The 14019-nt window shown below is 69.4% G+C and carries 10 protein-coding genes; 4 read left to right on the top strand and 6 right to left on the bottom strand.

The features are described from left to right. The first annotated feature begins 69 nt into the window (after positions 1-69). Positions 70-1503, top strand: a complete 1434-nt coding sequence (locus VNJ48_RS11400; RefSeq protein WP_325602141.1) for a HAMP domain-containing sensor histidine kinase — start codon at positions 70-72, stop codon at positions 1501-1503. Between the two features lie 102 nt (positions 1504-1605). On the opposite strand, the gene VNJ48_RS11395 is transcribed toward VNJ48_RS11400, so the two are convergent. The 6 genes from VNJ48_RS11395 to VNJ48_RS11370 all read right to left on the bottom strand — a co-directional run bounded on the left by VNJ48_RS11395 (position 1606) and on the right by VNJ48_RS11370 (position 10554). Next, positions 1606-2883: an anthranilate synthase component I family protein gene (locus VNJ48_RS11395; RefSeq protein WP_325602139.1), complete on the bottom strand. Its 1278-nt coding sequence runs from the start codon at positions 2881-2883 to the stop codon at positions 1606-1608. After that, the gene (locus VNJ48_RS11390) at positions 2880-3440 is read right to left on the bottom strand and encodes an aminodeoxychorismate/anthranilate synthase component II (RefSeq protein ID WP_325602137.1); all 561 of its coding nucleotides are present in this window, start codon (positions 3438-3440) and stop codon (positions 2880-2882) included. Before VNJ48_RS11390 ends, VNJ48_RS11395 begins: the two co-directional genes overlap by 4 nt. Positions 3441-3465: 25 nt before the next feature. Beyond that, complete coding sequence (locus VNJ48_RS11385) at positions 3466-5190, bottom strand: sulfatase-like hydrolase/transferase (protein WP_325602135.1); 1725 nt, start codon at positions 5188-5190, stop codon at positions 3466-3468. An 83-nt stretch (positions 5191-5273) separates the two neighbouring features. Beyond that, positions 5274-7205 carry an anthranilate synthase family protein gene (locus VNJ48_RS11380; protein WP_325602134.1) on the bottom strand — a complete coding sequence of 644 codons (1932 nt, stop codon included), beginning with the start codon at positions 7203-7205 and terminating at the stop codon, positions 5274-5276. Positions 7206-7375: 170 nt separating this feature from the next. Next, positions 7376-9553: a HelD family protein gene (locus VNJ48_RS11375; protein ID WP_325602132.1), complete on the bottom strand. Its 2178-nt coding sequence runs from the start codon at positions 9551-9553 to the stop codon at positions 7376-7378. A 254-nt stretch (positions 9554-9807) separates the two neighbouring features. Further along, complete coding sequence (locus tag VNJ48_RS11370) at positions 9808-10554, bottom strand: enoyl-CoA hydratase family protein (protein ID WP_325602130.1); 747 nt, start codon at positions 10552-10554, stop codon at positions 9808-9810. Between the two features lie 123 nt (positions 10555-10677). On the opposite strand from VNJ48_RS11370, the gene VNJ48_RS11365 reads away from it, so the two are divergent. From VNJ48_RS11365 to VNJ48_RS11355, 3 genes are all read left to right on the top strand, one after another. Continuing rightward, positions 10678-12186: a molybdopterin-dependent oxidoreductase gene (locus tag VNJ48_RS11365; protein ID WP_325602128.1), complete on the top strand. Its 1509-nt coding sequence runs from the start codon at positions 10678-10680 to the stop codon at positions 12184-12186. 430 nt (positions 12187-12616) lie between these two features. Further along, the gene (locus VNJ48_RS11360) at positions 12617-13075 is read left to right on the top strand and encodes a hypothetical protein (protein ID WP_325602126.1); all 459 of its coding nucleotides are present in this window, start codon (positions 12617-12619) and stop codon (positions 13073-13075) included. 247 nt (positions 13076-13322) lie between these two features. Continuing rightward, a complete protein-coding gene (locus tag VNJ48_RS11355) occupies positions 13323-14003 on the top strand; it encodes a fasciclin domain-containing protein (RefSeq protein WP_325602124.1) in 681 nt (226 codons plus the stop codon). The last annotated feature ends 16 nt before the right edge of the window (positions 14004-14019 follow it).

The raw sequence follows: 14019 nt of genomic DNA, 5'->3' as shown, positions 1-14019 counted from the left end.
GAGCGAGCGAGTCATCCAGCACAGCGCGGAATGTGCCTCATTCGCGCACGGAGCGAAGCGAGTACGCGCATGAGTTGGGTGGCGCGACGCTGGCACTACCGGCGCTCGCTGGCCTCGCGGGTCGCGCTGCTGACCACGATGGCGGTCGGGGCGTCGATCGCGGTGATGGCCCTGGCCGCCTTCATGGTCATGAAGCACGAGACGCAGGCCGCGCTCGACCAGTCCCTTCTCAACCGCGCCACCCAGGCCGCCGGCTCCAACGCCCTGTCGGAGGTGACCGTCCGAGGGGCACCGGCGTGGATGCTGGGCGCCGCCGACGTGAGGATCATCTTCGTCAACGCCGAGCGCGAGGAGATCCTCTCGGCCGATGACCTCCCGTCCTTTGCGCTGGGCAAGCCCGAGCTCGCGGTTGCGGCGGGCGAGAGACCACACTCGATCCGGACGCTGAGCGACGAGGGCGGCACGCGCTACCGGGTCGCGACGGTTCCTGCGGGGAGCGGGCAGGCACTCGTGCTGGCCCAGTCCCTGGAGTCGCAGGACCTCACGATGCGCAAGCTCGGCACGGTCATGCTGGTCTCGGGTGGGCTCGGGGTGCTGGCTGCGGCGCTGGCGGGTTGGGCGGTGGCCAGCAACGGCCTCCGCCCGGTGCGCCGGCTGACCCGGTCGGTGGAGAAGATCGCGGTCACCGAGGACCTGACTCCCCTGCGCGTGGAGGGCGACGACGAGATCGCCCGCCTCGCCGCGGCGTTCAACCAGATGCTCGGGGCGCTGGCCGCGTCCCGCGATCGGCAACGGCGCCTCGTCGCCGACGCAGGCCACGAGCTCCGGACGCCACTCACCTCGCTGCGCACCAACCTCGACCTGCTGGCCCAGGCGGACGGTGCCGTCCCGACAGGTGCCGTGGGACTCTCCGACACCGCCCGTCGTGAGCTGCTCGACGACGTGCGCGGTCAGATCGAGGAGCTGACGATCCTCGTCGGCGACCTCGTGGTCCTTGCCCGCGACGATGAGCCTGAGGCGGCGATCTCGGCCCTCGACCTGGCCGAGGTCGTGGATCGCGCCGTGACCCGGGTCCGCCGCCGAGCGCCCGGGCTTGAGTTCGACGTACTCCTCGAACCGTGGCCGTCGCAAGGAGACGCGACCGGCCTGGAGCGGGCGATCACCAACCTGCTCGACAACGCGGCGAAGTGGAGCCCTCCCGGCGGCACCATCACGGTGCGGCTCGCTGCGGGAGTGCTGACCGTGGACGACGAGGGGCCGGGCATCAAGGCGGCCGACAGGGCGCACGTCTTCGACCGGTTCTGGCGTGCGGAGGAGTCACGCTCGATGCCCGGCTCAGGCCTCGGGCTGGCCATCGTCCGCCAGGTCGTCGACCAGCACGAGGGTCACGTCGAGATCGAGGAGTCCCCCGGCGGGGGCGCGCGCATGTCGCTGTCGATTCCGAGCGGAACTGACCCGGGCGCGTCAGCGTCCGGACAGTTCAGAGAGCAAGGCCGGGAGTGAGCTTGCGAACTCCTGAGCGGAACTGACCCGGGCGCGTCAGCGTCCGGACCGTTCAGAGAGCAAGGCCGGGAGTGAGCTTGCGAACTCCCAACGTCCGAGACCTCACTCAGTGGCGAAGACCGAGAGCAGCCTGGCGGCCTTCCACCTCGACTCGGCCCACTCGTCGTCGACCTGGGACCGAACGGTGATCCCGCCGCCGGTCCCCATCGTCCAGGTCCCGTCCCCTGAGGTCATCACGGAGCGGATCACGACTCCCAGGTCAGCGGGGCCGTCGCCGCTGATCCAGCCGAACGCACCGGCATAGGCGCCCCGGGCCGTCTCCTCCACACCTTCGATGATCTCCATCGTCCGTCGTTTCGGCGCTCCGGTCATCGAGCCGGCGGGGAACAGTGCCCGCAACGCCTCCATCGTCGAGACGTCGTCGCGCAGGCGCCCCGTCACCTCCGAGACGAGCTGGTGCACCGACTCGTAGCTCTCGACCTGCATGAGCGACGGCACCTCGACCGAGCCGACCTCGCACACCATCGCCAGGTCGTTGCGGAGCAGGTCGACGATCATGAGGTTCTCGGCGCGGTTCTTCGGGTCGCGAGCCAGCGACTGCCGGAGCTCCTCGTCCTCGGCAGCGGTCGCTCCGCGCGGGGTCGTGCCCTTGATCGGCTTGGTCTGCAGTGTCCGGTCGGGCGTGATCAGCGCATAGCGCTCCGGGCTGGAGCTGAGCAGCCACGCCCGGTGGTCGGCGACGTCGTGCTGGAGGAAGCCGGCGTACGGCGCCGGGTTGAGCTCACGGAGCCGGACGTAGGCCCCCGCCGGGTCCAGGTCGGTCTGCTCGGTGAGGCGGTAGGTGAGGTTGACCTCGTAGGAGTTGCCGGCGTGGAGGTGCTCCTGGACCTGCGCGAACGCGTCGGCGTACGCCTCGGTCGGGCTCTCCGAAGGCGGACTTCCTGACGAAGTCCTGCACTTCGTGGCCTTTGCAAAGGCCGGGAAGTGCGGGAGTCCCCGGTTAAGCGGGGACTCCTGCGAGTGCTCGAAGACCCGCACGTGCCGAGCCTGCATCCACACGGCGTCGGGCAGCGCGGGGTCCGGGCGGGCGGGGAGGTCGGGCCGGCAGGCGTAGCCGAAGTAGCCGAACCACTGCTCACCGGGGCGCAGGGAGCGCGCGAGTACGCCGAAGATGTCGTCCCCGACGACCTCGGAGCCTCCCCCGGCGTGCCGGGTGACCTCGCGGCGAGCGGCGTCGTAGGTCAAGGACGCGTCGTCCTCGTCGAGCCAGCCGATCAGCGAGCGGCGCCCGGACCACTCGCGTGCGCCACCTCCGTCCAGCCAGAAGCACCGGCGGTGCTCGGCAGCCACGGCGCGGAAGAACTCGACGGGGTCGCTCACGACAGGAAGTTCGCGATCATCGCGAGCCCGTGGGAGGACAGGACCGACTCGGGGTGGAACTGCACGCCCTCGAGCGGCAGGGATCGGTGCCGGGCTCCCATCACGACGCCGTCGGCCGACCACGCGGTCGCCACGAGCGAGTCGGGGATCGAGGTGGCGGCCAACGAGTGGTAGCGCACCGCCTCGAACGTCACCGGGAGGCCGGCGAAGACACCCTCGCCGTCGTGCCTGATCGATTCGACGTCGCCGTGCGCCGGCGGGACTCGGGACACCACACCGCCGTAGGCCGAGACCAGGCCCTGCATGCCGAGACAGACCCCGAGGACCGGGCGGGTACCGGCCAGCAACACCTCACGTCCGACCGAGAAGTCGCTGCGTGAATCGGGGTGCCCGGGCCCGGGCGAGAGGACCACGTGGGAGTGCCCGAGCACCTCGTCCACGGTCACCTCGTCGTGCTGCACCACCGTCGGTAGGACGCCGGTGACGGCCGCGACCAGGTGGACGAGGCTCCACGTGTAAGAGTCGTGGTGGTCGACCACGATGACGTCCGGCGGCACAGCCCGAACGCTAGTCGGTCGCGGGTCAGGAGGTGATGCCGCGGCAGGAGCCGTCGACCGGATCGTTGCCGGACTGGCCCGCGCACGCGTCGAAGGCCGACAGCTTCGCCAGCAGCGCGTTCACCTCGGGCGCGTGCCGATCCTTGGCGAAGGCGTTGGTCTTCTCCCAGACGCGGTTCTTGTAGGTGTAGAACTCGTAGCCGTAGTCAGTCCGGGCGGCGGCGTTGTCGAAGTCGTAGCGGATCAGCAAACCGGTGCGGGTGCGCACGGCGACGTACGACGGGATGCGGTCGAGCTCGTCGCCACGCAGCGCCGAGTCGGGATCCTTCGTGGTGAGCGCCTGCGCGGTGTGCTCGAAGAACACGTGGTTGCGGCGCACCAGGCCCGGGTCACCGAACGTCGGCACCAGCGAGGCACCGAACCGGTAGGGCCGCGGCGTGAGCCCGGCGATCTCCTCGAACGTCGGCGCGAGGTCGATGTTGGAGGTCAGCTCGGCGCGAGTGCCCTTGACCACTCCCGGCCCGACGACGAGCAGCGGCACGTGGACGTCGGCGTCGTAGGCGGTGCCCTTGCCCCGGCCCAGCCCGTTCTGCCCGAGGTGGAAGCCGTTGTCGGAGGTCAGGACGACGTAGGTGTTGTCGTCGACGGCCCGCAGGATCTTGCGAATCGTCCGGTCGATCGACTGCGCCATCATCGCGCGGTCGCGCAGGTCGTTGACGTTGGCGGCCGGGCTGAAGGGGTTGGCGCGGGTGTTCCACGCCTGCGCGCGCTTGCCCTTGCGGTTCAGCGGCCGGTTGTCCTTGCGGTTGTCGCCGAAGCCCGGCAGGTCCTTGGTGGTCAGGCTGGAACAGGCCACCCGGCCACAGTTGCCGGGCTTGCCGTCGCGGGGCCGGTCGCGGAACATCGGCGGGAAGACGGGGTCGCCGGGGTAGTAGGGCTTCGGCTGGGTGCGGTTGTGCGGGGCGTAGGCCGAGACCTCGAGGAAGTACGGCGCCGCGTCGTCCTGGTGCTGCTTGATGAAGCTCATCGCGAAGCGCTCGATCACACTGCCGGCGTACGCCCGGTCACGCGTGGCCATCGGCGCCGACAGGGGCGGCGCGTTGTGCTCGCGGATCTGGACCTGTCCGTTGCTGAGCTCGGTCGAGGCGAAGTCCCAGCCGTCGTAGGCGGAGCCGAAGACCACGTTGAACTCCGACCAGCCCGGAGGGGCCGGTGGCACCGCGCGACCCGGCACCCACTCGTACTCGTTGAGGTACTTGCCGACGAACCCGGTGGTGTATCCGCCCTGCTGGAGCGCGACGTTGAAAGACCGGTCCGGGTTGCCGTATCCCGCGAAGGCGGACCAGCCGCCGAGCGGCATCCCGGGCGCGTCCCCGGACAGGTTGGTGCGCACGCCGGTCTGGTGGGGGTACTGACCCGTGAACAGGCTGGCGCGGGAGACGCAGCACAGGGAGTCGACGACGAAGGCATGGGAGTAGGACGCGCCGCGACGCCGCATGTCCTGGGCGGACCGCATGGTCTGCAGCAGGTCCATCGAGAAGTCGTCCATCAGCACGAGCACGATGTTGGGCCTGCCGGCCGCCTTCTTGGCCTGGGCCGATGACTGGGGTGACGACAGGGCGACGGACTGGGTGGTGACCGACCCGCCGGCGGCCCGCGCCTCAGCGCCGGCGGTGCCGACGACGGCAGCCCCCGAGGCGGTCAGTGCCAGCAGGCAGGCAGCAGCAACAGTGCGTCGTACGTCGATCAAGGACTCCCCCGTGGGTGTGTGGTGCTTCCAGATGGTGACGCACGGCGCGACCTCCGGGTTGTCAGCACACCGTACGCGGAGCTCTACTGCTCGGCGCGGGGATCCCCGACGAGGGCCTGGACGAGGTCGTGGATGAGGTCGTAGCCGTGCTCGGTGAGGATCGACTCGGCGTGGAACTGGATGCCGCGGTAGTGCGGCCCCGACAGCAGGTGCACGTCGCCGGTGGCGTCGTCGCACTTGACGGTCACTCCGTCAGGGAGCACGTCGCGGTCGAGGACCCGGCCGACGAAGGTGTTGTAGAAGCCGACGCGCTCCACCCGACCGTCGTAGTCGATCGGGGACTGCGTGCCTTGGAAGACGATGTCCTTGAACACGAGCGGGATGCCGAGGCGCTCGCACAGCGTCTGGTGACCGAGGCACACGGCGAGGAAGGGTTGTCCGGTCGACAGCAGGTCGTCGACTGCCCCCCGGAAGGCCGCCACCTTCGGGTGCGCGCCGTCGCGGGGGTCACCCGGTCCCGGCCCGACGATCACGAGGTCGGCCCCGTCGAAGGCGCCCGTCGCGTAGTCCTCGTGGCGCACCACGGTCGAGGTCATCCCGAAGACACCGAGGAGGTGGCGCAGCATGTTCACGAAGTCGTCCTCGCCGTGCAGGATCACCGCGTGCTTGCCCTTCAGCACCGGGTCCGGCGGGGCGCCCTCCTGGTCGGTCAGCCAGAACCGGCTCAGCCGCTGGTTTCGTGAGCCGAGCGCCAACAGCACGTCCTCGTCCCGCGCGAGGGCCGCGACCGCGTCGCCGTTGCCGGTCGCGGCAGGCACGAGACCGAACGCGCTCAGGATGCCGCCGGCCTTGGCGTGCGTCTCTGCCACTTCGTACGCCGCATTGCTGTCGCGCACGAGGGTGGCGCCCGCTGTCACCTTGAGCTCGCCGGCGGTCGAAACGTCGGCCGTCCGGATCAGGATCGGGCTGTCCATCGTGGGGTTGCCGCTCTTGTCGCGACCGAACAGCGCCAGCGCCGAGCCGTAGTAGCCGCGGCCCTCCGTCTCGTAGGTGCTGATCAGCTGGCACGCGTTCTCGACCGGAGCGCCGGTGACCGTGGCGGCATACATCGTGTCGCGCAGGATCTCGCGCGAGTCGCGGTCGCTGCGCCCGGCGAGGAGGTACTCGGTGTGCACCAGGTGCGTCATCGGCTTGAGGAACGGCCCGAGGACCTGGCCGCCCTCGGTGCAGATGTCGCACATCATCTTCAGCTCTTCGTCGACGACCATGAAGAGCTCGTAGATCTCCTTCTCGTCGGCGAGGAAGTCGAGCAGCCGCTCCTTCAAGGCTTCCTCGTCGCTGTCCTTCCCGACCCGGAACGTCCCCGAGATGGGGTTCATCCGCACGTCGCTGACGCCGTCCCGAGATCCCTTGACCGACACGTGCCGCTCCGGGCTTGCACCGATCAGGAAGCGGTCGCCGGTGAAGAAGATGAACGTCCAGTAGGCACCGCGCTCCCGCACGAGCAGACGCCGGAAGACGGTGAGGGCCCGCTCGGCGTCCCAGTCGGCGACGACCGCACGGTAATGACGGCCGATGACGAGGTTGGCTCCCTCGCCCTGCCCGATCTCGTCGGTGATGATCCGCTCGACGATCGCTGCGTAGTCGTCGTCCTCGATCACGAACCCACCCCGGTCGGCGAACTCGACCGGCACGTCGGGCAGCGCCGCGAGGAGCTCGTCGACGCGGACCTCGTGCTCCTCGGTGATGTCGACGACCACCAGTGGCGTGCCGTCGTCGATGACGTCGAAGCCGCGCTCGACGATCTGGCGGAAGGGCACGGCCACCAGCCGGTCGGCGCTGCGACCCCGCTCCGGGATGCCGTCCTCGAGGGGTATGTCGAGGATGGACCCGACCTCGCTCGGCGTGCCCCCGATGATCCCTGCCGTCGGTGCTGCCTTGCGGCGGATGACCGCCCACGCCGGCTGCTCCTGGACCTGCGCCAGGAGGGAACGGACGTCGGCGCCGGCAGTCATGGGCGAAACCCTACGGGCGACCGGCCGCCGGCTTCACCCGGCGCTCGCCCTCCGGTCTCGCCCGGGCCGGCCGCGGTGTTGTAACGCCGGGTTGGTCGCTCTACCACCTAGGAAGTATCAGGGTGGGTACAGCTCGTAACCCGGCGTTACAGCAGCCGATAGGCGACTGCTCAGCTGACGGTCGTCAGCAGCTGGGTGGCGCGGGTGAGCACGACGTAGAGGGTGGCGCGGCCGGTGGCCGACTCGTCCTCGATCTCCTGCGGCCGCACGACCACGATGCCGTCGAACTCCAGTCCCTTGGTGTCGAGCCCGGTCAGGACGACGACCCGGTCCTCCCCGCTCGGCGCGAGCGAGGAGTCCACCGCGGCCCGGGCACCGGCTGCGTCGCCGGCCAGCTCGGGCCAGGACGCGAGCCAGCCGTTGACCTCGGAACGGCGCGCGACGGGGACCACGATGCCGACGGTGCCCGCGACCTGCTGTGCCGTGGCGAGCACGGCTTCGCGGACGGCACGCTCGAGGTCGTCGGAGGTGACCTCGCGGGGTGGGGTGCCTGTGCGGCGTACGGCGGCAGGCAGGTCGGCGTCGAGACCGACCCGCTGCGCGTAGGCGGCGGCGAACTCGTAGATCTCGGCCGAGTTGCGGTAGTTGGTCGAGAGGTGGAACTCGTGGGACTGCTTGCCCTCGAGCGCCTCGGCGCGAGCGGCGGCGGACTCGGCGGGGATCGGCCACGACGACTGCGCCGGGTCACCGACGATGGTCCAGCTGGCGGTACGTCCCCGACGACCCACCATGCGCCACTGCATCGGGGTCAGGTCCTGGGCCTCGTCGATCAGGACGTGGGCGAAGCCGTCGTCCTCGATCCGGTGCGTCGGGGCCGTCCACGCCCGTCCGGTGGGGGCGTACTCCCGCTCGGAGGCGGTGGTGAGCTCCTGCAGGTCGACACCGCCCTCGAGCGCCGTCAGGGTGTCGTCGCGGTCGTGGTCGGCGTCGGTCTTGAGGGGCACGTCGCCGAGGGCGTAGCGCAGCTCGTCGACCAGCGGGACGTCCTCGATGGCCATGCTGTCCGCGCCCCAGGACTTGGTGAGCAGGAGCTGCTCCTCAGGCGTCAGGACGCCGTCGGAGACGCGGCGGAGGAACTCCGGCTCGCGCAGCCACGACAGCACCGTCGGCGCGTCAAGCGGGGGCCACCAGCCGGTGGCGAAGTCGACGAAACGCTGGTCGGAGAGCAGCTCGCCGTTGAAGTACTCGCGTCCCTGCTCGCGGCCGCGCTCGCCGCGGACCTGCCGCCACAGGGCGTCGAGCAGCGCGTTGGCCACGCGAGGGAGCTGGCGGTTGCGCCCACCTTGTGACATCAGCTGGCGGCGTACGCGCCCCAACGTCCCGCGGTCGAGCTTGAGCCGGTCGTCGCGCCAGAAGTAGTTGAACTCGTCGACACTGCCCGGCACCTGCTGTCGGGCGGTACGGCGAAGCACCTCTGCCATCCGGGCGGAGCCCTTGATGTCGGCGACCGCCGGCTCGTCGTGCCGGGTCGCGCGGAGCCCGTCGACGACCTCGCCGAGGGAGCGCAACGCGACGGCCGTCTCGCCGAGGCTGGGCAGGACGCGCTCGATGTAGCGCATGAACACGCCGCTGGGGCCGACGACGAGCACGCCGCCGGACTCGTAACGGCGCCGGTCGGAGTAGAGGAGGAAGGCCGCCCGGTGCAGGGCCACCACGGTCTTGCCGGTGCCGGGCCCGCCGGAGATCGACACGACGCCCTTGCCCGGCGCGCGGATCGCCTTGTCCTGCTCGGCCTGGATGGTGGCGACGATCGAGTGCATGGAGCGGTCGCGCGCGCGGCCCAGCTGGGCCATCAGCGCGCCCTCGCCGATGATCGGGAGGTCGGTTTCGGCGTTGGAGTCGAGCAGCTCGTCCTCGACACCGACGACGGTGCGGTGCTCGGCGCTCAGCACACGGCGGCGGATCACGCCTTGGGGCTCGGCGGCCGTCGCCTGGTAGAAGACCGAGGCCGCGGGGGCGCGCCAGTCGATCAGCAACGTGTCACGGTTGGCGTCGCGCAGGCCGATCCGGCCGATGTAGCGGGGTTCCTTGTCCACCTCGGCGACCAGGTCGAGCCGCCCGAACACCAGGCCCTCGTGGGCGGCGTCGAGCTGGGCGATCCGTCGGGCCGCCTGGAAGACCATCGCGTCACGCTCGACGAGCCCACCCTCATGCTCGAGCTTGCCGCGCTCGTGGCCTTCCTTGGCGAGCTGCTGGGCGTTGCGGGCGCTGGCCTCGAGCTGGAGATACACGCGATCGACGTATCCCTGCTCGGTCGCGACCTCCTGCTTCACAAGCTCGTCACTCACCCGGGCACTCCCCCCATTTCGATCGCGGTCTCGGTCTCGGCCGCAGCAAAACGGCAGACGACCAAGACTACCGACTCGCTCCACGCCCCGGACGGCGGACCGGCGGACTTCGGGCTGACCTTCGAGCCGGAGCCCTGGCTGGTCCCTCAACTGGCGGCGGACGACCAGCGTGCTCGCAACTGGCGGCCAACGACACCTCATCGGGCTGATTCGATGTCGTACGCCGCCAGTTGGCGCCCAAGGCGGACCTTGGACTACTTCTTCCGGCTCAGGAAGGCCGTCATCGCCTCTCGAGCTTCATCGGAGGCGAACAGCCGGGCACTCAGCGCGGCCAGCTCGGCGCCGCGGGTGTCGATGCGTTCCAGCAGGTCGGCGTTGAGGATCTTCTTCGACTCTCGCAGCCCCTGGGGAGCACCGGTGACGAGCGACCGGCACACCGCAGCGACGCGCTCGTCGATCTCCTCGTCGGACACGGCGAGCGTGACGAGGCCGTACGCCGCAGCGTCGGCCCCGCTGAAGACCTCACCGCCCAGCGTGGTCAGCGCGGCCGCGCGGGGGTTCATGCGGTGGTGCACGGTGAGCGAGATGATCGCCGCGGCCAGGCCGAGCTTGACCTCGGTCAGGGCGAAGGTCGCCGACTCGTTCGCGATCGCGATGTCCGCGGCAGCGACGATGCCGATGCCGCCGGCCCGTACGGCGCCATACGCCCGCACGACGACCGGCTTGTCCAAGGACACGATCAGCCGCTGGAGCTCGACGATGCGCCGGGCGCCCTCCTCCATCCCGTCGGCGGTGGCCTCCGAGAGGTCGGCGCCGGAGCAGAAGACCTTCCCGGACGAGGCGATCAGCACGACGCGGACCGTGTCGTCGGCAGCCGCGGCCTGGAGGTGCTCGAAGAGCTCGGTCACCAGCTGGCGCGACAGCGCGTTGCGGTTGTGCGGTGAGTCGAGGGTGATGGTGGCGACGGCGTCGGTTACGGCGTAGTGGACGAGTTCGGTCATGGGGCCATCTTGTCTGCAACGCCGGGTTAGGGCTTGTACCCACCCTGGTGCAGCACCCCTACAACAGCGGGTACCCGGCGTTACAAGGCCAATCCGCCGGGGGCGCTGCGCCGAACACTCATCGTGCTCACACGACTGCTCCACGCGACCTGGGGAATCCTCGCCACCCTCGCCGGCGTTGCTGCCGCCCACCTGGTGGCGGCGCTGACCGTTCCCGCGGCCTCGCCCGTGCTGGTGGTGGGCTCCACGGTGATCGACCTGACGCCTACGCCGCTCAAGACGTTCGCGATCGAGCAGTTCGGCAATGCCGACAAACCCATCCTGATCGGCTCGGTGATGGTCGGCGTGCTGGTCCTCGCCGGGATAGCCGGCATCATCGCCGCTCGGCGCCTCACAGCCGGGCTGCTGATGCTCCTGGCCCTGACCGTCCTCGTGGGCGTCCTTGCGATGCTGCGTCCCGCCGCTGGCCCGCTCGACCTGCTGCCGGCCGTGACTGCGGCCATCGTCGGTGTTGCTTCCCTGTGGTGGCTGCACCGGCTCGAGAGTTCGGGCTCGGAAGACGGCGCCACCGGGCCGACCCGTCGCGGCGTCCTGATCGCGGCCGGTGTTCTGGCCGTCGCAGCGGCGGCCTTCGGGACCGCGGGCCGGTTCATCTCGTCGTACCGCCTCAAGGCGACCGACATCGACCTTCCCACCGCCGCCAAGTCCGTCAAGCCGTTGCCGGCCGGGCTCGAGGACAAGATCAAGGGCATCTCGTCCTTCGTCACCCCCACCAAGGACTTCTATCGCGTCGACACCCGGCTCACGCTGCCGATCGTCGACGCCGACTCGTGGACCCTGACCATCGACGGCGACGTCGACGAGGAGGTCACGCTGACCCTCGCGGACCTCTACGAGCTCGAGGTCATCGAACGCGACATCACCCTGACCTGCGTCTCCAACGACGTCGGCGGACCCTATGTCGGCGCCGCGCGCTGGCTCGGCGTCCGCCTCACCGACGTCCTCGACCTGGCCGGGATCGACAACACCAAGGCCGACCAGATCGTCTCCACCGACGTCGAGGGCATGACGATCGGCACGCCGTTCAGCGTCGCCACCGACGGCCGCGACGCGATGATCGTCTTCGGGATGAACGGCGAGGCGCTGCCCCGCGAGCACGGGTTCCCCGTCCGCATGGTCGTGCCCGGTCTCTACGGCTTCGTGAGCGCCTGCAAGTGGATCACCAAGATCACGCTCACGACGTATGACGAGCAGGAGGTCTACTGGACCGAGCGCGACTGGGCCACCGACGCACCCATCAAGATCTCCAGCCGCATCGACACCCCCAAGGCCCTGTCCAGCACCGACGCCGGCAAGACCTTCATCGGCGGCGTGGCGTGGGCCCAGGGCGTGGGCATCGAAGGCGTCGAGGTGAGCATCGACGGCGGCGCGTGGAAGCCGGCCGAGATGGGCCCCGACGCCGGCGACGACTACTGGCGCCAGTGGTTCGTCGAGTGGGACGCCAAGCCGGGCCAGCACTTCCTGTCGTGTCGCGCGACCAACAAGGACGGCGACCTGCAGTCGGACGTCCGCATGAAGACCTTCCCGGAGGGTTCGAGCGGCATCCAGAACATCTCCGTCACGGTCGCCTGAGAGCTCGCTGCCACTCGCCGACGAGTGGGAAACAAGAACGGGACCGGGCTCTCATCAGAGGCCCGGTCCCGTTCCCCATTTGTCTGGCCATTTTCGGCACACGACCTCATGCCGGTGAGCGGGGGTTCGGAACCACCTTGGGCCACCATGAGTCCATGACCATGACGGCTTCGATGAAGAGGCAGTCCGCCAGCAGGTTTGTCGGGACCGTCGCTTGCGTTGCCTTGGAGGGTGACACCGGAGGGTTTGACCGAGGTGTACAAGGACTCGACTGAAGATGCTTTCAGCGACCAAAGTGGAGTTTCGCTATCTGTGACGATCCCGAGCCGGTGATCGAGGTCGCCTGTTGAACGTCCGGATCTGTCGCTGATGGTGCGCGGAACTGGCTCATTCCGAAAGCTGTATCGGCGACCCGAGATACCTTCCGGATGTGACAAGGAAGCAACAAGTCCTGAGGTTCTCGGGTGCGCCGACGTGGAACGGGGACGCGCTCCAAGCGTCTTTGGCCCGAGCGACGCGTGCCCAGGTGACTCTCGGCGGCTTCCTCGTCTACGCCTTTGACCCGTCGGAAGACGTGCTCGACGACGAGACACTCAAGTTCGTGGACGTCGTAGGCAGGGACGTTGTCGGCTCCACGGACGGACCAGATGACCTAGCCGAGTTGGTAGCTGCCTTGGCTGCGCACAAGGTCACGGACGTCGTGTGCATGTGCACGGGTGATCTGGCTGTCGAGTTCTTCGATGCCACCGGAGATCTTGTGGACGTCGTTCGGATCGACCTTCCGTCGGGAATCGAGTGGCCACACTGGCCCGGGGGAGCCTCGCTTGTTGATGCGAACAGGTTGCTCGCGTGGCTGGAGAAGCACTCGATCGCGGGGAATCGCAGGTAGGACCTCCGCCACCGGCGTCGCGACAACGCGCGCGGATCTGCTGCAACTCGCGCGTCCGGGGCGGCGGCAGGGAGGTCGGGCGGACGACGGGAGCTGTGCCCTGCACCGGCCCAGAGAGCGGCCCTTGGCCTTTTTCGGCTTTTCCCAAGTCGAACCAATCCGCCTCACCGCAGGCACCGAACACCTCCCGACTAGAGAAACACTCCCGGGCTTCCGCTCCGGAGCCCCACACGAAAGGCAGCACCCCATGAACCACATTGCTCGCAAGTCCGGTCTCGCCGCAATGGCCCTGACCATGTCCCTCGGCCTGGCTGCCTGTGGCGGCGACGAGGAGGCCTCCACCGGCTCCGACACCTCCGCCAGCGAAAGCACCTCGGAAGAGCCCGTCGAGGAAGAGACCGAAGAGCCCGCCGAGGAAGAGACCGAGGAGCCCGCAGCTGACGCCGGCGCCGAGACCTTCGGTGCTGGATGCTCTGCGATCCCCGCCGACGGTGCCGCCTCCTTCAACGGCATGGCCACCGAGCCGGTCGCCACCGCCGCTTCGGCCAACCCGCTCCTCGAGACGCTGGTCGCAGCTGTCACCGAGGCCGGCCTGGTCGACACCCTCAACTCCGCCGAGGCGATCACCGTGTTCGCGCCGACCAACGACGCGTTCGCCAAGATCCCCGCCGACGCCATGAAGGGCGTCATGGCGGACAAGGAGCTCCTCACCAAGATCCTGACCAACCACGTCGTGGAGGGCCAGCTCGACCCCGAGTCGGTCGTCGGCAAGCAGAAGTCGCTTGCTGGTGGCACGCTCAACGTCAAGGGCTCCGGCGAGGAGTTCACCGTCACGAGCAAGGGCACCAAGATGTCGGCCGTCCTGTGTGGAAACGTCCCCACGGCGAACGCCACGGTCTACATCGTCGACACCGTCCTGATGCCCTGATTGTCACCTGACACCA

Origin of the sequence: Nocardioides sp., from assembly GCF_035576065.1 — a bacterium.
GTDB lineage: Bacteria > Actinomycetota > Actinomycetes > Propionibacteriales > Nocardioidaceae > Nocardioides.
The sequence above is the reverse complement of the archived record's forward strand: the minus strand, read 5'-3'. Positions and strand labels throughout refer to the sequence as shown.